At 48.9% G+C, this 24,142-nt stretch carries 24 protein-coding genes and 1 pseudogene; 10 read left to right on the top strand and 15 right to left on the bottom strand.

Going from position 1 to position 24,142, the window contains the following annotated elements:
* Positions 1-399: 399 nt before the first annotated feature.
* Entirely contained in the window at positions 400-1,131 is a 732-nt protein-coding gene (locus ACJ2PR_RS17565; RefSeq protein ID WP_446868227.1) for an MOSC domain-containing protein, read from the bottom strand.
* A gap of 258 nt (positions 1,132-1,389) precedes the next feature.
* Between ACJ2PR_RS17565 and ACJ2PR_RS17560 the strand changes: the two genes are divergently transcribed.
* Both ACJ2PR_RS17560 and ACJ2PR_RS17555 read left to right on the top strand, forming a co-directional pair.
* Positions 1,390-2,034 carry a helix-turn-helix domain-containing protein gene (locus ACJ2PR_RS17560; RefSeq protein WP_446868228.1) on the top strand — a complete coding sequence of 215 codons (645 nt, stop codon included), beginning with the start codon at positions 1,390-1,392 and terminating at the stop codon, positions 2,032-2,034.
* A complete protein-coding gene (locus tag ACJ2PR_RS17555) occupies positions 2,031-2,747 on the top strand; it encodes a type 1 glutamine amidotransferase (RefSeq protein WP_446877952.1) in 717 nt (238 codons plus the stop codon). The genes ACJ2PR_RS17560 and ACJ2PR_RS17555 overlap by 4 nt, the downstream gene beginning before the upstream one ends.
* A gap of 21 nt (positions 2,748-2,768) precedes the next feature.
* Here ACJ2PR_RS17555 and ACJ2PR_RS17550 read toward each other — a convergent pair.
* A protein-coding gene (locus ACJ2PR_RS17550; RefSeq protein ID WP_446868264.1) for an IS5 family transposase occupies positions 2,769-3,520 on the bottom strand; the annotation gives its coding sequence in 2 pieces (ribosomal slippage) (positions 2,769-3,229 and positions 3,229-3,520; 753 coding nt in all).
* A 183-nt stretch (positions 3,521-3,703) separates the two neighbouring features.
* Positions 3,704-3,835: a hypothetical protein gene (locus tag ACJ2PR_RS17545; RefSeq protein ID WP_446877951.1), complete on the bottom strand. Its 132-nt coding sequence runs from the start codon at positions 3,833-3,835 to the stop codon at positions 3,704-3,706.
* Between the two features lie 48 nt (positions 3,836-3,883).
* On the opposite strand from ACJ2PR_RS17545, the gene ACJ2PR_RS17540 reads away from it, so the two are divergent.
* Positions 3,884-4,723, top strand: coding sequence for an Rpn family recombination-promoting nuclease/putative transposase (locus ACJ2PR_RS17540; RefSeq protein WP_446868230.1), 840 nt, complete (start codon positions 3,884-3,886; stop codon positions 4,721-4,723).
* A 69-nt stretch (positions 4,724-4,792) separates the two neighbouring features.
* On the opposite strand, the gene ACJ2PR_RS17535 is transcribed toward ACJ2PR_RS17540, so the two are convergent.
* From ACJ2PR_RS17535 to ACJ2PR_RS17520, 4 genes are all read right to left on the bottom strand, one after another.
* Positions 4,793-4,993 carry a hypothetical protein gene (locus ACJ2PR_RS17535; RefSeq protein ID WP_446877950.1) on the bottom strand — a complete coding sequence of 67 codons (201 nt, stop codon included), beginning with the start codon at positions 4,991-4,993 and terminating at the stop codon, positions 4,793-4,795.
* 130 nt (positions 4,994-5,123) lie between these two features.
* Positions 5,124-5,699, bottom strand: coding sequence for a Uma2 family endonuclease (locus ACJ2PR_RS17530; protein ID WP_446877949.1), 576 nt, complete (start codon positions 5,697-5,699; stop codon positions 5,124-5,126).
* A gap of 20 nt (positions 5,700-5,719) precedes the next feature.
* On the bottom strand, positions 5,720-6,145 hold the full coding sequence (locus tag ACJ2PR_RS17525) for a type II toxin-antitoxin system VapC family toxin (protein WP_446862683.1): 426 nt from the start codon (positions 6,143-6,145) through the stop codon (positions 5,720-5,722).
* Between the two features lies 1 nt (position 6,146).
* On the bottom strand, positions 6,147-6,425 hold the full coding sequence (locus ACJ2PR_RS17520) for a hypothetical protein (RefSeq protein ID WP_446862682.1): 279 nt from the start codon (positions 6,423-6,425) through the stop codon (positions 6,147-6,149).
* A 160-nt stretch (positions 6,426-6,585) separates the two neighbouring features.
* Here ACJ2PR_RS17520 and ACJ2PR_RS17515 point away from each other — a divergent pair.
* Positions 6,586-7,633, top strand: a pseudogene (locus ACJ2PR_RS17515) (IS5 family transposase).
* Positions 7,634-7,732: 99 nt separating this feature from the next.
* Here ACJ2PR_RS17515 and ACJ2PR_RS17510 read toward each other — a convergent pair.
* Positions 7,733-8,635 carry a DEAD/DEAH box helicase gene (locus tag ACJ2PR_RS17510; protein ID WP_446877948.1) on the bottom strand — a complete coding sequence of 301 codons (903 nt, stop codon included), beginning with the start codon at positions 8,633-8,635 and terminating at the stop codon, positions 7,733-7,735.
* Between the two features lie 136 nt (positions 8,636-8,771).
* Between ACJ2PR_RS17510 and ACJ2PR_RS17505 the strand changes: the two genes are divergently transcribed.
* Positions 8,772-8,948: a hypothetical protein gene (locus tag ACJ2PR_RS17505; protein WP_446861661.1), complete on the top strand. Its 177-nt coding sequence runs from the start codon at positions 8,772-8,774 to the stop codon at positions 8,946-8,948.
* Positions 8,949-9,062: 114 nt separating this feature from the next.
* Here the strand turns inward: ACJ2PR_RS17505 and ACJ2PR_RS17500 are convergent, their stop codons facing one another.
* From ACJ2PR_RS17500 to ACJ2PR_RS17470, 7 genes are all read right to left on the bottom strand, one after another.
* Complete coding sequence (locus ACJ2PR_RS17500; protein ID WP_446868265.1) at positions 9,063-9,398, bottom strand: GNAT family N-acetyltransferase; 336 nt, start codon at positions 9,396-9,398, stop codon at positions 9,063-9,065.
* Positions 9,301-9,606 carry a hypothetical protein gene (locus ACJ2PR_RS17495; RefSeq protein WP_446868266.1) on the bottom strand — a complete coding sequence of 102 codons (306 nt, stop codon included), beginning with the start codon at positions 9,604-9,606 and terminating at the stop codon, positions 9,301-9,303. Before ACJ2PR_RS17495 ends, ACJ2PR_RS17500 begins: the two co-directional genes overlap by 98 nt.
* A 180-nt stretch (positions 9,607-9,786) precedes the next feature.
* Positions 9,787-10,290 (bottom strand): RICIN domain-containing protein, encoded by a 504-nt coding sequence (locus tag ACJ2PR_RS17490; protein WP_446868234.1) that lies wholly within the window; start codon positions 10,288-10,290, stop codon positions 9,787-9,789.
* A 307-nt stretch (positions 10,291-10,597) separates the two neighbouring features.
* Positions 10,598-10,933 carry a hypothetical protein gene (locus ACJ2PR_RS17485; protein ID WP_446868235.1) on the bottom strand — a complete coding sequence of 112 codons (336 nt, stop codon included), beginning with the start codon at positions 10,931-10,933 and terminating at the stop codon, positions 10,598-10,600.
* Between the two features lie 251 nt (positions 10,934-11,184).
* Positions 11,185-11,625 (bottom strand): RICIN domain-containing protein, encoded by a 441-nt coding sequence (locus ACJ2PR_RS17480; RefSeq protein WP_446877947.1) that lies wholly within the window; start codon positions 11,623-11,625, stop codon positions 11,185-11,187.
* 147 nt (positions 11,626-11,772) lie between these two features.
* A complete protein-coding gene (locus tag ACJ2PR_RS17475) occupies positions 11,773-12,009 on the bottom strand; it encodes a hypothetical protein (protein ID WP_446877946.1) in 237 nt (78 codons plus the stop codon).
* A gap of 256 nt (positions 12,010-12,265) precedes the next feature.
* Positions 12,266-12,451 (bottom strand): DUF4278 domain-containing protein, encoded by a 186-nt coding sequence (locus tag ACJ2PR_RS17470; protein ID WP_446868236.1) that lies wholly within the window; start codon positions 12,449-12,451, stop codon positions 12,266-12,268.
* Between the two features lie 211 nt (positions 12,452-12,662).
* Between ACJ2PR_RS17470 and ACJ2PR_RS17465 the strand changes: the two genes are divergently transcribed.
* From ACJ2PR_RS17465 to ACJ2PR_RS17445, 5 genes are all read left to right on the top strand, one after another.
* Positions 12,663-15,515 (top strand): two-partner secretion domain-containing protein, encoded by a 2,853-nt coding sequence (locus ACJ2PR_RS17465; RefSeq protein ID WP_446877945.1) that lies wholly within the window; start codon positions 12,663-12,665, stop codon positions 15,513-15,515.
* 10 nt (positions 15,516-15,525) lie between these two features.
* Complete coding sequence (locus tag ACJ2PR_RS17460; RefSeq protein ID WP_446877944.1) at positions 15,526-18,657, top strand: two-partner secretion domain-containing protein; 3,132 nt, start codon at positions 15,526-15,528, stop codon at positions 18,655-18,657.
* A 10-nt stretch (positions 18,658-18,667) separates the two neighbouring features.
* Positions 18,668-21,301, top strand: coding sequence for a CHAT domain-containing protein (locus ACJ2PR_RS17455; protein WP_446877943.1), 2,634 nt, complete (start codon positions 18,668-18,670; stop codon positions 21,299-21,301).
* A 696-nt stretch (positions 21,302-21,997) separates the two neighbouring features.
* Positions 21,998-23,380 carry a UDP-N-acetylmuramoyl-L-alanine--D-glutamate ligase gene (murD, locus tag ACJ2PR_RS17450; RefSeq protein ID WP_446877942.1) on the top strand — a complete coding sequence of 461 codons (1,383 nt, stop codon included), beginning with the start codon at positions 21,998-22,000 and terminating at the stop codon, positions 23,378-23,380.
* Between the two features lie 146 nt (positions 23,381-23,526).
* Positions 23,527-23,766, top strand: coding sequence for a DUF3134 family protein (locus ACJ2PR_RS17445; RefSeq protein ID WP_446861672.1), 240 nt, complete (start codon positions 23,527-23,529; stop codon positions 23,764-23,766).
* The last annotated feature ends 376 nt before the right edge of the window (positions 23,767-24,142 follow it).

Below are 24,142 nucleotides of genomic sequence, written 5' to 3'. Positions count from 1 at the left end.
TGCCGAGATGCTTATCCCTCTTTTGTCTAGAAACAAAAGCTAAAAGCCTTGCTATTGTTGCGCTTTGCTCTTTTGTTATTAGAAAGTACAGAGAGCGATCGCACTTTCGCCCAGTGCTACCATTCAAAAGCAACAAGAGGTTGCAATCACTAGCACTGTAATTACAACAGCTAAATAGCATCAGCCTAGAAAGTAAAAGAGAAGCCCATAACCCATTGAAGCTAAATTGAGGCTGATTAACTACCTCTAACTTCATCTACTTGAAGTGTATAAAGTTTGAATGCTTGATGTCTTTCAGATTCTTATGAAGTTGCGAACTTGCTTCGATGTCATTTCTGGGAATTGCTTAAACTGTTGCCTTAAATGACTTCGACTGAGCGGCACGAATTAGCGTTGTTGCTAGTTCTCACCCCAGAGTCGAGAGGCGGAATCAGGATTGACATTTTTAGCGGCACGATTTAGCAAAGTGCGTTGCCAATTCGGTGCTAACAAGGGACAATCTGCCAGTTCAGCCGCTGCTTCTCGATTGTTCAAATCATGGTGCATAATTTGGTTTGCCCGTGTGATCGTCCACTGTGGAAAAGGGCGATTACCCCTTCGGGGAACTGCGTAGCAACCGCGCAATATAAGTTCCATTCCTGCCTCAACCGCGCCTTCTTTCAGTACACGGAAATACCAACCGGTCTGTCCAGTGGATTGAACTTGTAATGCTAGATCCCAGATTCGCCAGCGACGCGACAATTTCCAGTACGGCTGACGAGGTTGGGATATCTGAACCTGAGCTTCACCAATGTCATAGATATCTCCAATACACACCGATGCTTCAGTTTGATCGGTAACGGTAAAATTCTCCCCAAAATCTCCGTAAGAGAGATTAGGCAAATTCAACCGTGCTTGCCAGGAGGGATAGTGTTCAGCCGCATATACCAGCACTGCTTTTTCAACACCGCCATGATGTTTGAGATCGGCTTGACCATCTCCAGCTAAGTTGGTGCTGCCAAGCCAGATCCTCCCTTGAACTGGTTCTTTGAAGAATCCAGTAGACCAGGGGCGATCCATTGGATTGGGTGCATTTGCAACACCAAGCAATTTGGGCAGTCCAACCTGAATCGAAAGGATTTGGGCAACCATTTAGCCCTCCATGTTAGTATCTAATTGATTAGGACTCCTAAATAGTAAAAGAAAACTTGCCTGTATGTCAAGTTATTTTCCTGATTAAAGCTAATCTTCAGCTTTGAGTTTCAGTTAACGAGAACGATTGAAGTGAGATAATGTCTATAATTACTTGGTTCTGGAGAATAGCCAATAATTGCTGTAGTACCTCCCAAAAAAATGCTATCTTGTCTGTCAGGCAATATAATGAAAGTAAGTCGCTTGATATGCAAACTTATGGACAGTTCGATCGACACCCTGCTCAAGTCTGAATTAACCAAACTAGGACAACAGTTACGTGCTTTAAGAACTGAACGAGGTTGGACTTTAAACGAACTGAGCGAACAAGCAGATGTGTCTGAGGCATACTTGTCGCGCTTAGAATGTGGCGAACGACAGCCCTCACTGGCAGTTCTGTTTAACTTGGCACGAGTCTATGGTGTTTCACTGCCCGACCTATTTGGCTCGACTTTAGAAAACTCAAAGCCAGCAATTCCAGAACAAAAAGCTTCTGCGGGTGTTGTCATTCGTGCAGGCGATCGTCTACTTCAAGAAGGCAATGGGCTGCGCTACACTTCCCTCGCTGGCGGGAACCATCTCGCTGATTTGCATCCACTTCGAGTGATCGTACCTGTCGATCGACCCGCAGAACATCATTATCAGCATAGCGGTGAGGAGTGGCTCTATGTTCTCTCCGGTCAGTTAGTTCTGACGCTAGTAGACGAGCAGTTTTTACTCAATCCGGGTGACGCAGCTCATTTTGATGCGTTTCTCCCACACGATATCTCGGCAACCGGAGAGCAAGACGCTGAGATTCTTCTAGTTGCCTGTACGCCCACACGTTCTTTATTGAAAAGTTACCTCTCCGAGAAACAACCATGAGAATTCACTATCTACAGCACGTTCCCTTTGAAAGATTGGGCAGCATTTCGACTTGGATGACTAATCAAAACTATTCGGTATCCTCTACCAGACTCTATGCCGACGATCCCTTACCGACTGTGAATGATTTTGATTGGTTGATCATCCTCGGCGGATCGATGAATATCTATGAGGAGGATCAGTACCCCTGGCTAATCGCAGAAAAACAGTTGATTAAGCAGGCGATCGAGAAAGACAAAATAGTGCTTGGTATTTGTCTAGGAGCACAACTAATCGCGGATGCTCTGGGTTCAAGCGTGTATTTGGGAGAACACAAAGAAATTGGATGGTTTCCAATCAAAACAACAGAAGCCGTTCAGCAATCCAAAGCTCTTGAATTCTTACCTTCTGAATTGACTGTTTTTCATTGGCATGGGGATACGTTTGAGTTGCCAGAGAAAGCTATTCGTCTCGCCTACAGTGAGAGCTGTGCGAATCAAGCATTCCTTTACGGCGACAAGGTGCTTGGCTTGCAATTTCACTTGGAAGTTGAGCCGCAAGGTATACGGCAACTGATTGAGAATAGTGCATCAGAATTAGTTGCAGGAAAGTATGTCCAGAATTCCGAGGAGATGCTTTCCGCAGATAGGAATTTTGCAACAATCAATGCGGTCATGTACCACTTCCTTGAAATGCTCTCATGCCACGATCGCAAAGCTGTTCAGGGTCGTTAGAGCGCATTTCTAAATTAATGATTAAGCTTGCTCCTTGCATTCACCCAGCCGTTGCAGCATGAGTCGAATCATTGATCCCTGAATGATTGCCTCACTCATTTCCGGTAGTAATTCGTAGTCTTTACTCAAACGCCGATTTTGATTGATCCAAGCAAATGTCCGCTCTACCACCCATCGCTTGGGCAGCAGGACAAATCCGGGGTCTGAGCGTTTGACGACTTCGACCGTTGCCCCACAAAGTTGGGCGATCACTCGCGCGAAATTCTCGCCTTGATAGCCTTGATCCACCCAGATGAGCTTCAGGGCTTTAGCTTGTTCTGGCTCCAGGTTATCCACCGTCATCACCCCGCCACGTTGCTCAGAACAGTTAGCATTGACCACGACGACTGCCATCAACATCCCTAACGTGTCCACCAGAATAAACCGCTTGCATCCCTTGATTAATTTACCGCCATCAAACCCGTAGACCTCCCCCTTTTTTCCGTCGTTTTGACGGATTGGCTATCGAGGCTGCCAGCACTCGCTTGCGGTTGTTTCCCTACTGACACCCGCACCTGTTGCCGCAGGGCATCCTGAATTTGCTGCCAAACCCCTTTGCGTTGCCAGCGTCGGAAGTATTTGTATACCGTTTGGTAAGCAGGTAGATCCGTCGGTAAGTCGCTCCAGATGCCGCCGTTGTGAATCTGATAGAAGATCGCATTGAGAATCTCTCGCTGACACACTTGGCGTTTGCGTCCTCGTGCCTTTGGTCGAGGTAACAGAGGTTCCACAATCTCTCATTCACGGTCACTCAAGTCGGTGCTGTAGCGCTTGGCGGCGCGTTCACTTGCACGACGAAATCGGCGCGGCTTCAGAGTTTCTAGCATAACTGCGTTCGGGATAAACGAGGTTTTCTGACCTTGATTCAGTTCACGGTCATGCTCCATCTATTTAAGCTTTTATTTAGAAATGCGTTCTCAGGCTCGATCGTTTGTTTCTACGTTTGTACAATCAATTTGTGCCATGCCTTGAGCGAGGAAGGTACTTGTGGCAGATATTGTGGCTTCATGTTGTTGTAGAAGATCGGAGAGTTGGATTGAGAGCTTCATGGTGAGATCAGAGATAGTACAGTTGCTTTAATTTGGCTAGAGAAAGCGATGCGGCGAGATTCGATTTTTTATAAGTTGTTCAAGCAGCTTCCGGGATTGTTGTTTGAGTTGATTGAGGAAGCGCCGCCTGATGCCGCTCGCTATCGCTTTGATTCGGTGGAAGTCAAGGAGAGTGCGTTTCGGATTGATGGTGTGTTTTTGCCGCCGGATGATGCAGAATCTAAACAGATATTTTTCGCGGAAGTGCAGTTTCAGAAAGACGAAGAACTTTATCGGCGGTTCTTTTCTGAGCTTTTTCTGTTTTTGCGGCGGTCAGAGGTTGCATATGATGATTGGGCGGGAGTGTTGATTTTTGGATCTCGCAGTATGGAGCCAACTTCAGCGACTTGGTATCGATCGTTGTTATCGAGTTCTCAGATTTATTGGGTTTATTTAGATGAGTTGGGCGATTGGCGAGATCAGCCTGTGGAATTGGGGGTGATGTTGTTGACGATCGCTGAAAAATCAGAAGCTCCGGAACAAGCAAGATTCTTAATGAACCGAGGGGCGCAACTGGGAGGACGGAGAGACATAATAGAGCTAGTCAGTACGATCATGGTTTATAAGTTCACTGAATTGAGTCGAGAGGAGGTTGCGGCAATGCTAAATATTCAAGATGTACAAATTGAGCAGACTCGCATATATCAGGAAATTGAGGAACGCCAAGGACGGAATAATCGTGAGGCGATCGTGGTAGAGCTACTGACCGAAAAATTTGGCGAATTGTCTGAGTCTGTCAAAGCACAACTTGCGGCAATGCCAGTCGATAAGTTGAAGAGTTTGACTAAAGCCTTGTTAAATTTCCAAGAATTGGCAGACCTGGAAGCCTGGTTCGCTGCAAATTTGTAAGAGTTATTTTTTGGGCTTGTTTTTGCGAATTTCCCACGCTTCGGGAAAAGTTTCTGGAGTGGTTTGATTTCAGGTGCGAGTTGCTATCGCTTTATTGAGTCCAAGCGCTACACATTGGGCTTTGGCTTTCTGCAACAGTGGGTGATCTTTGCTGAGGGCTTTGTCCCAGATGACGATTTCTTTGCCTTGGTCGCGGAACTGGTCGATCACAAATTCAGGTGGGTCGCCTGCGGTGTAGTAGGAAGGTCGATTCGCTCCGCGAAGTTCCAAAGGATTGTCGCAGAAGATTTGGAAGAAGTGCGATCTATATGAATGCTTTGGGCAACAAGGTTTAGCCATTGGTTTTCGGGTGGGGTTTTCTTGGTGTAAGTCATTGTTCTAAGTTGAGGTGAGCCGTAAGCTACCAGACGATCGCTAGATCGAGGACAAATCCCGGTAAAACGTCTTCGCCAGATAGGTGGGTTGGGTCTTCTAAAATTTCAACGAGCTGTCCGATGCGATAGATTTCGATTCTGCGCGTTTTACGGTCGATCAACCAGCCGAGGCGGACTCCGTTTTCGATGTATTCTTGCAGTTTGGTTTGGGTTTCTTCGAGGGTATCAGAAGGGGACATGAGTTCGAGGACAAAATCAGGTGAGATTGGGGGAAATTTCTCTTTTTGCTCTGGGGTGAGTGCGTTCCAACGGGCATGAGCAATCCAGGCGACATTGGGTGAACGGGTTGCGCCGTTGGGCAGTTTGAAGCCAGTGGAGGAATCGAAGCAGACTCCTAGACCAGCTTGGCGATTCCAGATGGCGAAGTTGGCTCCGATTTCAAAGTTACGATTTCCGGTTTCTCCGCCTGTGGGTGACATAATGCTGATTTTTCCGTTTGCGTTGCGTTCAAATTTGACATCGGGATTTGCCCGACAGAGTTGATAAAACTGCTCGTCGGTAAGGTCGATGATGGGTTTGAGATTGAAGGTGTGGTTGACCATTGTTTTCTAGGTGTAAGCAGTTATTCAAGTAAATGAATCTGTGAAAAGGCGGTGTGAACTTTGTTAAATAAGCGTCGATCGCACGTCCATAATTCAGCGTTTAAGCGTTCTGCGAGGGCGAGATAGTGAGCGTCATAGGTCGCGGGTAAACTATTTTCTTGTGCTAAGACAAGCGATCGCTGATGCAGTTCGTTGTCTTGGTAAAGGGTGATTGGTAGGGTGAAGACGGCTTGGAGGAGTTGAGAGGATTCTTCGAGCGTGAGCGTGTTGGCGACGACATATCGATACAGCGCGTTGGTGACTTCGTAGAGAAAGAGTGAAGGGGCGACAAGGGTAACTTCAGCCTCTAGCCATTGTTGCCAAAGTGCGGAATAGGTGGGGTTTGTCGCGGGCGATATTGTGATCAGGCGAACGACAAAGCTGGTATCGACGCAAATTGTGGTCATGTTACGGGTTCAGTGGGTTGGGGTTGGGAAAACACGTTTCCATTAGTTGTCGATCGCGTTCTTCCCGCATTTGATGAATTTGGTCGGTGATATCGTCGCTAGAGAGATTGAGGGGGACTCCACCACGTCTAGCAGTGATTTGCTCGTGGATTTGGGCAAGGTCTCGCTGGATGGCTTGCCAGGGTTTTTGACGATCGAGCCGTTGTTCTAGTAGCTGGCGTTCTTCGTCGTTGAGGGATTGAATGATTTGAACGAGGGAGTTGACGAGTTGGGTGTTCATATTATTGAGTATCTATTTGCTAAACATTTTATCCCAGGCGGCTAGGACGAGTTTTTGGGTGCGGTATTCGCCGTGGGCACCTCGAAAAATTTAATCTGAGGGTCTTAGATTGAGACAGGTATGAGATCCTAGAAATAGGAAAGCGATAGAGTGAATTTCAATGAGACAACCAGGCTTTTGGGATTGGGAAGAGCGCCAAAGTAAACTAAATCAGAAGAAGGATTTATTGGTTCGTCTCAACGAGATCATGACTTGGGAAACATTTCGTCCCTTACTAGAGCAGATTCATGACAAACCGCGCAAGAATAAGGCTGGACGCAAGCCGATTGATGTTGTTGTGATGTTTAAGCTGTTGGTATTGCAGCAGTTGTACAACATTAGTGATGAAGAATTAGAGTACCAAGTTAGTGACCGATTGTCGAGTTAGTGACCGATTGTCGTTCATGCAGTTTCTTGGCTTTGGTTTGTCAGATGACATACCAGATGCCACAACGGTGTGGTTGTTCCGCAAACAATTGAGCGAGCAGGAATTGATTGAACCGCTCTTTAAGCAATTCGAGGACTATCTCATTGAGCAAGGCTATGCAGCTCAGGGTGGACAAATTGTCGATGCCACGTTGATTCCCGTGCCCAAACAGCATAACAGCGATGACGAGAACAAACAAATCAAGCAAGGAGAAGTTCCTCAATCGTGGCAAGACAAACCGCACAAACGCTCCCAGAAGGACACGGATGCCCGCTGGACAAAAAAGGGCGGTAAGAGCTACTTCGGCTATAAAGACCACATTTGTATTGATGCCGAACACGGCTTGATTCGGCGCTATGCCGTGACGGATGCATCGGTGCATGATTCTCAAGTGCTGGGGCAATTACTGGACGAAGATAACGAGAGCGATCTGATTTGGGCCGACAGTGCTTACCGCTCTGAGGCAATTGAGGAAGTTCTGGAACTGATTGGGTTTGAAAGTCAGATTCATGAGCGAGGCTATCGCAATCATCCCTTAAGCGAGGCGCAGCAGCAATCCAATCGCACCAAGTCCAAAACTCGCATCAAAGTCGAGCATGTCTTTGGCACTTGGGTGATGCAGATGGGAGGCAAACTGGTGCGTTCCATTGGCATGGTGCAGGCAAAGGCACAATTGGGACTCAAGAACTTGACCGATAACTTGCTGCGTTACACCTTCTTGGAAACCACAGCAGTTCGTTAGGGGCAACCGCTAGGCGGAACCTGCCGATTCAACCTGCACTGATGGAACTATTGAGTTAATGATCTAAGAAATTAGAGTTCTAAGTCGAAACTTTTTGTCTCATTTGAGATCCCATCTCACCCAAAACCAATTAATCGAGGTGCCCTCAGGCTTTAACAACCCCAACAGCGATAAAAACCCTTCTTCAATCCCGCTGTGCGGCGTTGCGGTCAGCAATAAGAGATGGCGTTCAGCTTTAGCCGCGACATCCTGCACGAGTTGATGCCGCTGCTGTTGGGCAGCACTTTGTCCACCCGGACGAGTACAAGTATGCGCTTCATCCACAATCACAAAATCCGGGCAGTGTGCAATAAAACTCGCTCGTCGCCGCTCTGATTTGGCATAGTCCAAGCTCACAATCACATGGCGATAGTACCGAAAGATATGCTGATCTCCAGACGGCAACTGTCGTTCTAGTTTAGAAACCGTTCCAGATCGCACCACTACTGCATCAATGTTAAATTTATCCCGCAGTTCTCGCTGCCATTGATCGCACCAGTGGGGTGGACACAGCACCGCAATTCGTTGGATTTCGCCTCGATCGAGCAATTCCCGCGCAATCAATCCAGCCTCGATCGTCTTGCCGATGCCCACATCATCTGAAATCAACAGTCGCACCGTCTCCAACCGCAACGCCATCAGGAGCGGCACAACTTGATAAGGACGCGGACGCAGCGGTAAGCGACCGAGCGATCGAAACGGGCCCGCACTACTCCGCAAACTCAGCCGCGCCGCATCCATCAGCATTAAGGCTGCCAATTGATCCTGCACATTGCTCGGCTGAGGAGTCGGAAAATTTGCCGATGCTAATGCGTCCAAGTCTAGAGGATCATAAATGCCGCACACTTCATCCTCGTCACCGCTCAACGGACGTAATCGAATAATTTTTGCTTGACCCGACGGGAGAACAATCCATTGGCGATCGCGGCAGGTCACAACAGAGCCGGGGGTATAAATTGTCATGGGCAGTTAACACCTAGAGATTGACGGACGCATCTCAATTATTCATCCCCACTATCGTAAATCCGGCTCAGTGCGTCCTGTAAATCTCGCACCTGCCTCTTAATTTCATTGTTTGATTAAGAACAATGGGAGCCATGTGTTTTCTGACAAACTGAAGCATGGGGGCGCGATCGCAGGAAACTACACAAATCATATTTGGAACCGTTTTGTCATTGATTTGAAGCTGAACCGCATTGGCAATCAGAAAAATCAACCGCCCCATTTTTTGCAAATCCTGCCGAACGAAGCCGTAGGAATATCGAATGGTGTCTGAGTTCAAACGATGAGTAATCAGCCAGCCCACTACCTGTCCCTAATACCGCAACCCCACGCTATTCAACGGCTCCAAGTTCTCTTCGGGCTGGAAGGGATATAGATCTCTGGGAATCTAGGGAGAAGTAGACTGTGATCGCCCAATGGCTTGACACTCATCCGTTGTAATGTCCTGCCAGGGAAAGATCTCATAAGCTGCTGGCAAGGTTTTTCGCCGTATCCAGGGGGCGTTCGCGAACGTTTCAGTGGTCGATCGACAGACCCACATTCGAGATTGCGGCGGTGTCCAGTTGGCGTTTTGCAGCAGCCGTTCTAATGCTGGCGTGGTGGGCTGTCCGGTGGTGTAAACCAAATCAGCCTGGTCGCAACCCCGCACCCTTAATTCTGCTGCTAATTGAGTTAGTAATGCAGTCCCTGTGCCCTGCTGACGGTGAGTTGGCTTTACAAAAATCGAGAGGAGCGAGCGTTGCCGATCGTCCATCGGGATGAATCTCTGCCAGCGCTAGTCCGATCGCCTGATTGTTAGTATCAGCAGCGGCGATCACGACGGTCGAGGGTGCAAATTTTGGGGCTTGTAATCGCGATTGGTAGAGTGGAAAGGTGAAAGACTGATAGGCGATCGCAGCAAAGGCATTATCCAGACACTTGAATGTGTACATTTCAGAATGGCTTCCTAATATCCAACTGTGTTCTCAGGGTTTTAATGAACTGAACGAATACCAATGTTGCGATCGGGAGCAACGATTACTTAGTGAGGCAAACGTTAATAACCCCAATAAGTAGCGGAATCACTCTTTCTCAATTGATCAAAGTTGTTAGATGTACCTAACGGCAATTTTTCAACAAGTCCACTGCACCAAAGTTGCGCCAACATTCGGGTTCCAGTTTGCGACCGAGAGGCACTTACCACTGTTGTAGTTCACTAACTGAAACTCACGAGGCCCTCCTCGGAAATACCACTTTTGATCATTTCCGCCATAACCATCCCACAGTCCGACCCATCCCCCGTCAGCGGTCGTTTGAGTCATAATACTGAGATACTTACTTTTCGCCTGACGGATATAATAAGTGTATCCATCACCAGTGGGGCTAATAGACCAATTCAAGGAACCGTTACAGGATTGTAGAATGGGAATTGTGCCATTTTTCGCGAACTCACTGCCACTCAAGCACAGCCCACTGAAGTAGCTACGAATTGTTGTAGTACCCCTATCCGTGGCATCAAAATACCACAGTTGGTTTGGGGATGCAGCTTGAGCGGGTAGACCCATTAATAGCGTCATGAGAGATGTGTAAAGTACGATCGCGCCCTGTACTTTTCGTTTTAGCGTGATGTAGCTCATTGGTTTACCTCAAAGAAGTCGAGTTTTTTTGAACATCAGATTCAGCTTGTCTGAGATCTATTTGATCCAAACTTGTACTGAAACTGTCATACGTGAAGTGAATTTGAATCACAGCAATCGAAACTGATGCAGTTGGCTAATGTGAGCAACTGAAAATAGGTGTAGGGACTAAGACGGGCTTTTACCAGAGTCCATCTGCCAGATCCGGTTCAACCGTTGAATTTGCCGCTGCACAACCATAGTTCGGTGTGTTCCATGATCGTGCAGACTACAACAATCGGAAGCGCGATCGCCCTTTTGTTCCATTTTACTCGCTGATCTTACTGACTTGGCATCCTCCTTCGTTACCGCAGGTGGAGATCCAGTTGTTGCACGCCCACTCAGCATCCTCTTTCTGATGACTCCACCAGATTTGGGCATCTCCAACAGATTTGCCCTTGTTGTAGCAAGTCCAGGTGCTAATCTTACTATTACTACTTTTTGGATTGCCACTAGGATCTAAACGGGTGCTAGAGGCAGTCAGCCCAAATCCTCCTGGGCCTGTAACTCCAAGGTTCCTATTGCCATCACCCCCTAATGCCGACCATCCTAGATAAGCAACTACTACAATCCCTACAATCCCTAATACGTTCTTAGTATTCATGAGCGGGTACCTCTGTGTTGTTGTGTACATCAAATCAAACGGAAATTTGCGACACCCAACATTTTTGAAACGTTGGGTTGTGCTGTCTGTAATGTGATTAAGACGGGTTCTTGCTGGAGCTTAACTGCCTAGCCGATTCAACTGTTGAATTTACCGCCGCAGAACCGTAGCGCGGTTCGGTTCCCTCCCTTTAAAGGAGGGCTAGGGAAGAGCTAAGGATCTTTAAACACTGCCTAGTTAGTCCTCGATCGTTATGCCTGTTCGATGTACCACAGTTGATCACTGTTACCGATGAAGTCCCATTGAATGATAAGCTCTCCTGGGCTGGTTGAGGCATTCAGAATCGCCCAAACCTTGCCACTAATGTGGGCATTCTGGATCATCGTGGTACCGTTGCCCTTACTAATGAAGCGCCAATATTGAGAACCATCATTCGCGCTAGTCCATTGTAGAAGGTCTTTCCCATTGTCGCGCGAGGCTTCGCGGACTCCGACATACAAACCACTATGGACATTTTGAATCACATAATAGTCATTGTCTCGATTTTGCGGGGTTCGCTGTGAGATCACCTCAAAAACTTGAGAACCATCATCGGCTCTATGCCATTGCAGTAGTTGAGGGCCGGGTTCGGTGCTAGCCTCTCTAATTCCAGCATACAGTCCACTCTGTTTGTTCTTGAATCTGACTGCCATTGTTTTTCTCCTTGTTGTTTGAGATTTGGATATCGATAAGCATCCATCTGCTTACATCACTTGATAGAGGCCCGTGTTTTGAACTGATGCAGTGAGTTTCGTGAAGTGAGTCAAGGCTTGCAAAACAGAGCATCAGATGCGACTCGATTAAGACAGGTTGTTGCTTGAGTCTAGCTGCCAGATCCGGTTCAACCGTTGAATTTGCCGCCGAACAACCATAGCTCGGTGTGCTCGATAACTCACGATCGCGCAGCCCACCACAATCGGAAAAGCGATCGCTAGAGAACCAAGCACGACATTCACTGCTGCAACATTAGTAGGCTGAACCGAGTGATGCTGCGTGGAAGGAACGATTATTTTGTAAGTGCTTAAACTGCCTTGCATTTGACCTCCGCTGAGATTTGAGAGAGCCAGGACAATGGGTAAAAGATAGGGTTGGTAATCAACCGTGAGCAACTGTTTGCTAGTATCACAAAACAAAAAGTAGCAGAACCGCCAATGATTACCAGACCGAGAGAGAGCAAGACGATTTCTTTGACGGATTGTTTGAAATGAGTAGACATGATGGCTTCCTTAAAGAAGTTGAGTTTTTTGACTATCAATTTCGACTTGCTTGAAGCGGACTCGTCATCAAAGACTACTATCTGAAATAGGTCACGCCACGATAGGTCAGCTTTTGAGGTGCTTGAGACGAAACTGCTGGGGTGGATGAATTCAATTTCAGAGCGACTCCCCGATATTTGCCGATGATGGGACGATCGCTCTTTTGAGTTGGTACAGTCAGTTGCTCAGACTGATAGAAAGTGCCGCGATAACAGAGTTCCATGATTGTTTTCCTCGATCGATCAGGCAGGCTCATCAAGCTTGCCCCTTTACACACAGTTAGTAGGTGGCGGTGTTTTTAACTGATGCAGTTGAGGGAGTGAACATGAAAACGACAGGTGTCGCCACTGCAAAAAATGATGACTTTATCGACTTTTCTCTGATAATCAACTATTGTTCAGTCAGCAAGTGCTTTTGAGGAGGCTAGTTTGGCAATGACTCAAAGTTCGGCATGTTGGCAACAGCCCTTACAATTTTTGGTGATTGGTGGAATTCTTGCCCTTTCGCCGCTTTCTGTCGCGCAACTCGCCCCGATCGCCGATGACACTCTGGGCAATGAGCGGTCGATTGTCTCACCCGATCAAGTAATTCGTAATCTTCCCAGTAACCAAATCGATGGGGGTGCTAGGCGCGGGAGCAATCTCTTCCATAGCTTTCGAGACTTCAATGTTGATAATGGACGAGGTGTTTATTTCAGTAATCCGACTGGCGTTGCCAACATTCTCACTCGTATCACAGGAGGAAATCCCTCTCAAATTCTCGGCATCCTGGGCGTAGAGGGTACTGCCAATTTGTTTTTGATCAACCCCAACGGCATCCTGTTTGGCCCCAATGCTCGGTTAGATCTTCGCGGTGGCTCTTTTCTCGCCAGCACTGCAAACAGCATTGCATTTAATAACGGTTTCGCTTTCAGCGCGACTGATCCACAAGCGCCGCCATTGCTGGCTGTGAATGTTCCCGTGGGCTTGCAGTATGGCAACAATCCAGGGGAGATTCGATCGCAGGGAACAATTCTACAAGTGCCTGATAGACAAACCTTAACGCTAGCAGGCGGTGCTGTAAATATTAGTGGTATTCAAGGTGAGGCGTACCCACGACTGTATGCGCGAGGAGGACGGGTGGAGTTGGCAGGCGTGGCAGGAGCAGGTGAAGTAGGACTGACACAGCAGGGGCAAGAGTGGCGATTGAGCCTGCCAGAGGGATTGGCAAGAGCGGATGTATCCATAACAAATAACGCGACTGTGAGCGTTCGCCTTGGTGGGGGCGGAAATATTGCAGTTAATGCCAGGACTTTGAATATTTTGGGAAACGGGTCAAAGTTGATGGCGGGGATGTTGAGAGGTTTGGGTTTTGTTGGCGCAAGGGCGGGGGATATTGACATTAATGCGACGCAAGTAACTGTGGCTGTAGGCGGTAATATCGCGGGCGGTATCTATAACGTCACGAACGAAAGCAGTGTGGGTGACAGTGGCAATGTCAACATCACTACTGACTCTTTAAGAGTCTCAGGATCTGGCGCGCGGGTGGAAACCAATGTCTTTGGAACGGGAAATGGAGGCAGTGTGGTGATCAATGCTCGCGATTCCGTCACTTTTGAAGGAAATAATGTGGCAGCAATAAGCACTCTAGGTAGAACGTCAACCATAGGAGAGGCAGGCAACGGAGGAAATGTCATCATTACCACTGGGTCGCTTCGTGTCTTAGGTGGTGCTGATATCAACGCTAGCACCTATGGTAAAGGGAATGGGGGCAATATCATCATCAGTGCCCGTGATTCCGTAATCTTTGATGGAGGTGAGGGTACTGGTGGGGCAGCAGCCCTAGTAGAGGAGTCGGGCAACGGCAACGGGGGAAACATTAACATCACTACTGGGTCATTGACCGTCATGAGGGGTGCTGATATCAACGCCAGCACCTACAGCACAGGGAATGGGGGCAATGTGATCATCAATGCTCGCGATTCTGTCACCTTTGATGGAGTAGGGAGTAGTGGATCTTCTAGTCGAGCAACTAGCAGGGTAGAAAAAACGGGCAACGGCAACGGAGGTGACATCAACATCACCACTAGGTTGCTCTCTATCACAGGGGGTGCTTTCTTTGCTACCAGCACCCTTGGTCAAGGAAATGCAGGGAATATCAACATTACAGCGAGGGATAGCGTGTCCTTTGATGGAGCTGTAGGTAGCCAAGGATCTGCCAGTGGTGCTTCTAGCACGGTGCAATTGGGAGCAATCGGTAAGGGCGGCGACATCTACATCACCACAGGCAATCTCGCTCTTTCCAATGGGGCAGGTATAAGTGCTAGCACGTCTGGTCGGGGAGATGCGGGAAATATCACCATTACGACGAGAGATTCAGTATTCTTTGATGGTGTGGACAGCGATGGATTTCCTGGCGGTGCTTTTAGCACAGTGGAGTCTCAAGCCGTAGGTCGGGGCGGCAGGATTGAGGTGAATACCAATCTGTTCTCAATTATGAATAGGGGTGTATTGACTGCTTCTTCTAACGGTCAAGGGGATGCGGGCAACATAGACGTGAATGCGCGTCAGATTCGCTTGGATAACCAGGGATCGATTCAGGCGCAAACGGCATCGGGGCAAGGGGGCAACATTAGGCTGCAAGTTCCAGATCTCTTGTTGTTGAGGCGAAATAGCTTCATTTCCACCACGGCGGGAACGGCTCAAGCGGGGGGCGATGGCGGCAACATCACCTTTAAGGGCAACTTCATTGTGGCGGTGCCCAACGAGAATAGTGACATTAGCGCCAATGCGTTTACGGGTAGAGGCGGCAGAGTCGAGATTAGCGCTCAAAGCATTTTTGGCATTCAGCCTCGTCTCCAACTGACTCCTTTGAGTGACATTACGGCTAGTTCTGATTTTGGTGTGGCGGGGGTTGTGGACATCAATACACCTGACGTTGACCCGAATCGAGGACTTGTGCAGCTTCCCGCTGATCTTACTGATGCTTCTCGGCTAATTGTGCAAGCTTGCCCGACGGGAAGTACGATCGCCAGGCAATCCAATGAGTTCATCATTACCGGGCGCGGTGGTTTGCCGCCGACTCCCAGCGAAGCCGTGAATCAAGATGCCATTCAGGTAGAGTTAGGCACCGCCGATGTTGAAGGTATACCACCCGTTTCGCAGCGTCAGCAATCAGCCTCAACGATCGCGCCTCCCATTGTAGAAGCTCAAAGATTGCAGGTCATGGCGGATGGTACTGTGTTCTTGATGGCAGCGCTCCCAGATCCCGTCGCTCCTTTGCCCGATCGTCTAGTTCCCTGCCCTTGAGAATTACAGCATGACCAGAAAATGGTTTGGATGGATGAATCAAAGCCGCTATGCACGGCACCGTCAAGCAACCCTTGTAAGTGATTTACGAGGGATTTCTCCATTACAAAGTTGGCAGTGGTCTGCGATCGACTGTAGTTCATCACATTTAGTCAGTTGGCTCGTCATGGGTGGAATTCTCTTTGTTTTACCAACTTCTGCCGTTGCTCAACTCGCCCCGATCGCCGATGACACTCTGGGCAATGAGCGGTCGATCGTCTCACCCGATCAAGTAATTCGTAATCTTCCCAGTAACCAAATCGATGGGGGTGCCAGGCGCGGGAGCAATCTCTTCCATAGCTTTCGAGACTTCAATGTTGATGGGGGGCGGGGCGTTTACTTCACCAATCCGGCTGGCGTTGCCAACATTCTTACTCGCGTCACTGGCGGCAATTCGTCTCAGATTCTCGGCACCTTGGGCGTGTTGGGAAACGCTAATTTATTTTTAATCAATCCCAATGGCATTCTGTTTGGTGCCAATGCCCGATTAGATTTTCGCGGCGGTTCCTTTCTCGCCAGCACCGCAAACAGCATTCTGTTTAACAACAGTTTCGCCTTCAGTGCTACTGATCCTCAAGCACCGCCGTTGTTGACCGTGAATGTGCCGATCGGCTTGCAGTATGGCAGTAATCCAGGGAAAATTCGATCGCAGGGAGCGCGTTTACAGGTGCCCACTGGTCAAACCCTAACTCTGGCAGGTGGCGCTGTGACTGTGGATGGTGGACAATTGTTCGCGTTCGGTGGACGGGTGGAAGTAGCAGGTGTGGCAGATGCGGGTGAGGTAGGGCTGACGCAACAGAGGCGGGAGTGGCGGTTGAGTGTACCGGATGGATTGGCAAGAGCGGATGTAGCGATCGGGAATGGTGCAAATGTGAATGTTCGCGCTGGCGGTGGCGGGAACATTGCAATTATCGCTCAAAACTTGGCGATCACAGGAGCCGGAACAGGCTTACGTGCAGGAATAGCAGTGAACCTGGGGACTGTAAGTGCTCAAGCAGGAGACATCGACATTAATGCAACAAAGGCTGTTAACCTCAATGCAATGCTTATTTCCAATGCTACTGAACCACGCGGCACAGGTAATGCTGGTGATATTCGTATCACTACAGGTACGCTTTCCCTCACCAATGGAGCGTTATTAAGTGATAGCACGTTTGGTCAAGGCGATGCGGGAAATATCACTATTACAGCGAGAGATGCGGCATCTTTTAAGGGCGCGAGTAGCAATCGATTTACCAGTCTTATTAACGCAGTGGAAACTGGAGCGATCGGTCAAGGCGGCAACATCAGTATCACTACAGGTAATCTCTCCTTCAGCAATGGGGCGCAAATGAGTACGAGTGTTCGTGGACAGGGAAAGGCGGGAGATATCATCGTTATAGCAAGAGATACGGTGTCCTTAGATGGGACAGATAGCAATGGACAGGGCAGTGGTGCTTTTAGTGAGGTGGCAGATAGAGCTACGGGTCAGGGTGGAAACATCAGTATCACTACAGGCTTGCTCTCCCTTACTAACGGAGCGGCAGTGAGTGCGACTACACTTGGACGGGGAAATGCAGGGAATATTACGATTACGGCGAGAGATGCAGTATCTTTTGATGGCGCAAGCAACAATCAATTTTCCGGGGGTGCTTTTAGCCAGGTGAGATTTGGAGCCGAGGGGCAGGGAGGCAGCATCAGTATCACCACAGGTGCACTCTCTATTACCGATGGGGGAAATGTCAATGCCAACACGAATGGTATTGGGGATGCAGGGAATATCACCATTGTGGCGAGAGATGCAGTGTCTATTCGTGGAGTGGGTAGCAATGGAATTCCCAGCGGTGTTGTTAGCAATGTAACTCGTGACGGCGTTGGTCAAGGAGGCAACATCAGTATCACCACAGGGGTACTCTCTATCACCAATGGGGGAAATGTCAATGTCAACACGAATAGTATTGGAGATGCAGGAAATATCACCATTGTGGCGAGAGATGCAATATCTATTGATGGTGTGAACAATAGTAGAATCTCCAGCGGTGTTTTTAGTCAGGTAACATCTACAGCTACAGGTCGGGGCGGCGATATCGGCATCACCACAAATTCTCTTTCTCTTACCAATGGGGCAGAAGTCGCTGTTAGCACTTTTGGACGAGGAAATGCAGGAAATATCACCATCATAGCCAGAGATGGGGTGTTCTTTGATGGGGTGGGCAGCAACAAATTTGCCAGTGGTGCTTTTAGCCTAGTGAATTCTAGGGCGATCGGTCAAGCCGGGAAGATTACGATTCAGACTGAACTGTTCTCGATTGCAAACAAGGCTATATTGTCTGCTTCTTCGAGTGGGCAAGGGAGTGCAGGCAACCTAGACGTAACGGTTCGTCAGTTGCGTCTGGATAATCAAGGCTCGATTCAGGCACAAACGGCATCAGGGCAGGGGGGCAACATCACACTGCAAGTGCCGGATTTGCTGCTGTTGCGGCGAGGCAGCTTTATTTCCACGACAGCGGGAACGGCTCAGGCAGGCGGCGATGGCGGCAACATCACCTTTAAGGGCAACTTCATTGTGGCAGTGCCCAACGAGAACAGCGATATTAGCGCCAATGCATTCACGGGCAAAGGTGGCAGAGTTGAAATTACGACTCAAGGGATTTTTGGCACTCAGTTTCGTCCTCAACTGACTTTCTTGAGTGATATCACCGCTAGTTCTACGTTTGGCATTGCGGGTGTCGTAGCAATCAATGAACCTAGCATAGATCCCAATCGCGGACTGGTACGACTTCCTGTTGATCTTACCGATGCATCCCGGCTGATTGTACAAGCCTGTCCTACAGGAAGTACGATCGCCCAGCAATCCAATGAGTTCATCATTACCGGGCGCGGTGGTTTGCCGCCGACTCCCAACGAAGCCGTGAATCAAGATGCCATTCAGGTAGAGTTAGGCACCGCCGATGTTGAAGGTATACCACCCGTTTCGCAGCGTCAGCAATCAGCCTCAACGATCGCGCCTCCCATTGTAGAAGCTCAAAGATTGCAGGTCATGGCGGATGGTACTGTGTTCTTGATGGCAGCGCTTCCAGATCCCGTTGCTCCCTTGCCCGATCGTCTAGTTCCCTGCCCTTGAGGATCACAGCATGACCAGAAAATGGTTTGAACAAATTCGCGGCTCACTACATCGCCAAACAGCCCTTCTGTTTCTAGTGGCCCTATTTATAGTAGGGATGGGTCTGCCGATCGCCGCTCAACAATCAACTACGCTCAAACCTGTTCTTCAAACGACTCAAACTGGCTCGGATGCCAAAGGATTCGATCGGCAAGGGAGACAGCGCTACGAAGCGGCGCAATATGCTGAAGCGGTTATGTTTTGGCAACAAGCGATCGCTACCTTCAAAGCACAGAACGATCGCTTAGGACAAGCCAAAACATTGAGCAATCTTTCTCTGGCCTATCAGCAGTTGGGACAATGGGACAAAGCGAGTGAAGCGATCGCGAATAGCCTTACTTTAATTCAAACCTCAAACTTCAAACCTCAAACCTCAAAACAACTGTTCGCTCAAGCATTAGAAGTCAAAGGTCGTCTGCAATTGTCGCGCGGAAATGCGGAAGCGGCGCTAACCACTTGGCAACAAGCAGCAACGCTCTACGCTGAACTGAAGGATCAATCGAGACTAGTTCGCAATCAGATCAATCAAGCTCAAGCTCTACAAAGCCTTGGATTGTATGCTCAAGCTCAGAAGCAACTCACAGCAGCGACTCAAATCCTTCAGAAGCAGCCTGATTCAGCCTTGAAGGCGATCGGGCTACGCAGTTTGGGCAATGTTTTGCGCGTGACTGGCAACTTAACTACTTCTCGCCAAGTATTGCAGCAAAGTCTAACGGTCGCAACCACGATTGCCTCCGGCAACAGCAAAGCTACCGCCAACTCTCAAGAAATGGGAGAAGCGCTACTTAGTTTGGGTAACACTGCCACCGTTCAACAAGATACTACCGCCGCGATCGCCTTCTATCAACAGGCAGCGACTTATGGTTTGCTGACGGCCGTTCCTGCCCAGCTTCACCAACTCGATTTATTACTAGATCGACAACAACCAGCAGCACGATCGACTTCGACAAGCTCTGTAAGATTACTTCTGTCACAACTTCAAACACAAATTAACAACTTACCCCTCAGCCGCACTGCCGTCTACGCCCGGATTGATTATGCTCAAAGTCTGATAAAACTGGACAATCAGGATGTTAAACAAACAGCCCAGGTGTTAGCGATCGCAATTCAACAAGCCCGCAGCCTACAAGATGCCCGCGCTGAGTCCTATGCGATCGGCACATTGGGACATCTCTATGAACAGACTCAGCAATGGTCAGATGCAACGACACTGACTCAGCAGGCATTACGCATCGCCCAGACCCTTGATGCAGCCGATATCACTTATCAATGGCAGTGGCAGCTAGGAAGATTGCTCAGACAGCAGCAAGACATCACCGGGGCGATCGCAGCTTACGATCAAGCAGTCAAAAGCCTTCAGGCGATTCGCTATGACTTAGTGAGCGTCAATCCTGATGTGCAATTCTCGTTTCGAGACAAGGTTGAACCTGTCTATCGGCAATTCGTCGATTTACTGTTGCAAACACACAATAGCGTGGAGCCAAGTCAAGACAACATTCGTCAAGCTAGAAGCACGATCGAAGCCCTTCAGTTAGCCGAGTTAGATAACTTCTTTCGCGCTGCTTGTTTAACCCCAAAACAACAACTAGATGCCGTCGTTGATCAAGCTGATCCCACCGCAGCAGTCATTTATGCCACGATTTTGAGCGATCGCGTCGAAGTAATTCTCAAGCTACCACAACAACCCCTGCGCCACTATGCTACCCGCCTACCCCAAAGCCAAGTCGAAAAAACTCTGACAGAACTGCGCCGCAACATTGCCGAACCAGACGCGCTACGTCAGACCCAGATTCAATCGCAACAAGTCTATAGCTGGCTGATTCAACCTGGAATTGAAGCGATCGCCCAAAGTCAGACCAAGACATTAGTATTTGTCCTGGATGGGTTGCTGCGAAACGTTCCCATGTCAGCCCTGTACGACGGACACCAATATCTGATCGAAACCTATGCGGTAGCACTCTCGCTCAGTCTTCAATTATTTGACCCCAAACCATTACAGCCAGGTCGGTTAAATACTCTCGCTGTGGGGCTGGATCAAGCGCGGCATGGGTTTTCTCGCCTGCCCAATGTCAGTCATGAGTTAAAGCAAATTCAATCAGAGGTGCAGAGTCAAGTATTACTAAATCAACAGTTCACAACGCAAGCATTTCAGACAAAAATGAGTTCACAATCGTTTGCGATCGCTCATCTAGCAACCCACGGTCAATTTAGCTCAAAAGCAGATGAAACCTTCATTCTGGCATGGGACAAAGCCATCAACGTCAACGAACTAAATACCCTGCTGCGCTCAACCGAACAGCGATCGCAACCCTTAGAACTTCTGGTGCTCAGTGCTTGTGAAACGGCAGCCGGAGATCAACGAGCCGCCCTGGGGTTAGCAGGGGTAGCAATCCGAGCCGGGGCCCGCAGCACGATCGCCTCTTTATGGAGCGTAAATGACGAATCGACCGCTTTGTTAATGAATCAGTTTTACCAGACGCTAATCAATCAATCTCAACCGAGAGCTGAGAGCTTACGCCGTGCCCAACTTGCGTTACTAAAAACCCCAGAATATCAGCTACCCATATTTTGGGCCCCCTATGTCTTGATTGGCAATTGGCTATAAAAAGCCACTGAAACAAGCATCGATCGCTAAAAGCCTGAGAATTTGGGGAGCGATCGAGCTTTCAAGCCCTGTACCATTCTAAATCTTTGGCTGGAATTGTCGGCGTTGCTGAATCAGGGGATGAATTGCCCCAAAGCGGTGGGAAACCCAAGGTTCAAAGTCCCCCAATTTTGGGGGATTTAGGGGGCGAAAAGATGGACACTTCCCACAGATTCATCCCTCCAATCAGCAACGCCAAATTGTCATTACGTCAAAATAGGTTTCATCTACTCTAAATCCTTGATCACCGAATCTCAATCGCCCTAAATCTTCTTGAAAAGAGAGACTTTGAACTCAGCTTTAGGGAATTTAGGGGTTTGGCCGATGGAGACGAAGCGAAAACGACTTGTGTCACGGTAGCCTTAGAAAAGAGAGATTGGGGGAGGTCAAGGAGCCATTGTGCCTAAAAATGGATTTGGGGTAAACCAAGATTTCCAGTTCAGAGTCCTCTATTTGTAGGTGATTTGGGAGGCAAGCCGGATCAGCGACCCCTTGTAGGTATCTTGAAGCGCACGAAGCGGAGAATCTCATCTTTCATCCAACTCACATTGACCAGAGCATCAAATTGGCAAATTCACCCTATCGCAATTCAGATGCCTGTAATGAACTGTTAAGCAGTACCATAAAGGGTGCCAAAAGATAGATTTCGAGAAGACTATGCCCAACGCTTATGTGATCGGTCTGGGAAAATCAGGAAACGCAGCGGCTCGATTACTCAAGCGCGAAGGCTGGCAAGTCACTGTGAGCGATCGCGGCACCACCACCGCCCTCCAACAACAGCAGCTAGAACTCAACGCCGACGGCATCAAAGTCAGACTGGGAGAAACCTTTAGCCCCGATGCCAAAAAGCCGGATCTCGTCGTCGTCAGTCCGGGTGTGCCCTGGGATGCTGCCAACTTGACGCGGGCAAGAAATCTGGGCATCGAAACGATCGGCGAAATGGAACTCGCGTGGCGACATCTGCAAACCTGCCCCTGGATCGGCATCACAGGCACCAACGGCAAAACCACCACCACTGCCCTGGTTGCCGCCATCTTTCAAACCGCAGGCTTTCAGGCTCCCGCCTTTGGCAACATCGGGCTGGCGGCCTGTGAAGTCGCCATGTCAAACCCCAAACCCGACTGGGCGATCGCCGAACTCAGCAGCTACCAGATCGAAGCCTCTCCCACGATCGCGCCTCGCATTGGCATCTGGACAACCTTTACCCCCGATCACCTGGCTCGTCATAGAACCTTAGAAAACTACTTCAACATCAAAGCTCGTCTGCTTCAACAATCTCAACAGCAAATCTTCAATGGGGACGATCCTTATCTAAGAAGTCTTGGCACACAGCGCGCCTTTCCCATTACCTCAGAGGCCTGCTGGACGAGTATCAATGGTAAATCAGAACTAATGGGCAATCCCGATAGGGGGGCTTACATTCAAGACGGGTGGGTGATCGTGCGCGGAGAAGCGATCGTTCAGGTCAGTACCTTACGAATGCCAGGATCGCACAATCAGCAAAATCTACTCATGTCCGTGGCGGCGGCCCATTTAGCAGGCGTTGAGAAAGCGGCAATTCAGGAAGCGATCGTTCAATTTCCGGGCGTTCCTCATCGACTCGAACACATCTGCACCTGGCAAGGAATCGACTTCATCAATGACAGCAAAGCAACGAACTATGATGCTGCCGAAGTCGGATTGTCTGCGGTCAAAAGTCCCGTAATCCTGATCGCGGGCGGCGAGGCAAAATTGGGAGACGATAGCGCCTGGATCAAGGCAATTCAACTGCAAGCGGCGGCTGTTTTACTGATCGGAGATGCGGCCAAAAGCTTTGCTAACCGCTTAGAAGAAGTCGGCTACACTCGCTACGAAATTGTCGGAACGATGGAGAGAGCAGTGCGGCGATCGATCGAGATTGCTCCCCCTCAGTCTGCTCAGGTTGTTTTACTTTCTCCAGCCTGTGCTAGTTTTGACCAGTATCCCAATTTTGAGCAACGAGGCGAAGACTTTCGTCAACTCTGCTTGAATCTGTTGTCAACAGGAGACCAGAGACGTTAGACCAAAGGCAGAAGCCAGTAGTAGACTCTCAAGGCCGTTCAGTCCAAAGTCTTCTACCAGATTTGGCTTAATTCACGAGCGAACTGGTATAACGTCTCAATCAACGCTACGATCGCAGTAGCCATACTAAGAGATCAGCAAAGATTGTGACAATTTATAACCCTTCTCTCCGTGAAGAACCCAAAAATGCGAAAGCCAGCATCATCCCCCCACGGGAACTAGAATCGCTCTTTAAGTGGATTGAAGGCACAGGTCGATTTCTCGCTTACGAACTCGGTGACAGCCCCGAAAGTGCCATAGAAGCAGAAGAACTAGAAGCCATCATGGGCACCTCTGCAATCTACGACCTGGAAGAAGAAGAAGACGACCTTGACCTGGAGGATTAAAGAAAAAGGCGTTGCTGAATCAGGGGGTGTGCCCCAAAGCGGCGGGAACCCCAAGGTTCAAAGTCCCCCATTTTTGGGGGATTTAGGGGGCGAAAAGATGGACACTTCCCACAGATTCATCCCGCCAATCAGCAACGCCAAGAAAAAAAGACTTTGTACCAATTCACCATCAAGTTACACATCTTCTGATCCCCCTACCCCTCTTAAAAAGAGAGGAATAGAGTCCAGTTCCCCTTTCTTAAGGCGGTCAGAGGGATCTAGATCCATACAACTTCACCCAGAATTGGCAATAGGGATGAGGAACAACCTATAAACGTTCTTAGGGCCTATCCGAAAACTTGAATTGCCCTGACGACAATACAAGCACAGGATAAGT

The organism is Phormidesmis sp. 146-33 (assembly GCF_052939515.1).
The sequence above is the reverse complement of the archived record's forward strand: the minus strand, read 5'-3'. Positions and strand labels throughout refer to the sequence as shown.

What these genes read in the sequence shown, in the direction of transcription:
- ACJ2PR_RS17560 (WP_446868228.1), top strand. Translation starts at nt 1,390, where the DNA reads ATGGACAGTTCGATCGACACCCTGCTCAAGTCTGAATTAACCAAACTA.
- ACJ2PR_RS17485 (WP_446868235.1), bottom strand. Translation starts at nt 10,933, where the DNA reads ATGAATACTAAGAACGTATTAGGGATTGTAGGGATTGTAGTAGTTGCT.
- murD (WP_446877942.1), top strand. Translation starts at nt 21,998, where the DNA reads ATGCCCAACGCTTATGTGATCGGTCTGGGAAAATCAGGAAACGCAGCG.
- ACJ2PR_RS17460 (WP_446877944.1), top strand. Translation starts at nt 15,526, where the DNA reads ATGACCAGAAAATGGTTTGGATGGATGAATCAAAGCCGCTATGCACGG.
- ACJ2PR_RS17510 (WP_446877948.1), bottom strand. Translation starts at nt 8,635, where the DNA reads ATGACAATTTATACCCCCGGCTCTGTTGTGACCTGCCGCGATCGCCAA.
- ACJ2PR_RS17490 (WP_446868234.1), bottom strand. Translation starts at nt 10,290, where the DNA reads ATGAGCTACATCACGCTAAAACGAAAAGTACAGGGCGCGATCGTACTT.
- ACJ2PR_RS17525 (WP_446862683.1), bottom strand. Translation starts at nt 6,145, where the DNA reads ATGACCACAATTTGCGTCGATACCAGCTTTGTCGTTCGCCTGATCACA.
- ACJ2PR_RS17495 (WP_446868266.1), bottom strand. Translation starts at nt 9,606, where the DNA reads ATGTACACATTCAAGTGTCTGGATAATGCCTTTGCTGCGATCGCCTAT.
- ACJ2PR_RS17555 (WP_446877952.1), top strand. Translation starts at nt 2,031, where the DNA reads ATGAGAATTCACTATCTACAGCACGTTCCCTTTGAAAGATTGGGCAGC.
- ACJ2PR_RS17540 (WP_446868230.1), top strand. Translation starts at nt 3,884, where the DNA reads ATGCGGCGAGATTCGATTTTTTATAAGTTGTTCAAGCAGCTTCCGGGA.
- ACJ2PR_RS17455 (WP_446877943.1), top strand. Translation starts at nt 18,668, where the DNA reads ATGACCAGAAAATGGTTTGAACAAATTCGCGGCTCACTACATCGCCAA.
- ACJ2PR_RS17470 (WP_446868236.1), bottom strand. Translation starts at nt 12,451, where the DNA reads ATGGAACTCTGTTATCGCGGCACTTTCTATCAGTCTGAGCAACTGACT.
- ACJ2PR_RS17475 (WP_446877946.1), bottom strand. Translation starts at nt 12,009, where the DNA reads ATGCAAGGCAGTTTAAGCACTTACAAAATAATCGTTCCTTCCACGCAG.
- ACJ2PR_RS17465 (WP_446877945.1), top strand. Translation starts at nt 12,663, where the DNA reads ATGACTCAAAGTTCGGCATGTTGGCAACAGCCCTTACAATTTTTGGTG.
- ACJ2PR_RS17545 (WP_446877951.1), bottom strand. Translation starts at nt 3,835, where the DNA reads ATGAAGCTCTCAATCCAACTCTCCGATCTTCTACAACAACATGAAGCC.
- ACJ2PR_RS17530 (WP_446877949.1), bottom strand. Translation starts at nt 5,699, where the DNA reads ATGGTCAACCACACCTTCAATCTCAAACCCATCATCGACCTTACCGAC.
- ACJ2PR_RS17565 (WP_446868227.1), bottom strand. Translation starts at nt 1,131, where the DNA reads ATGGTTGCCCAAATCCTTTCGATTCAGGTTGGACTGCCCAAATTGCTT.
- ACJ2PR_RS17480 (WP_446877947.1), bottom strand. Translation starts at nt 11,625, where the DNA reads ATGGCAGTCAGATTCAAGAACAAACAGAGTGGACTGTATGCTGGAATT.
- ACJ2PR_RS17520 (WP_446862682.1), bottom strand. Translation starts at nt 6,425, where the DNA reads ATGAACACCCAACTCGTCAACTCCCTCGTTCAAATCATTCAATCCCTC.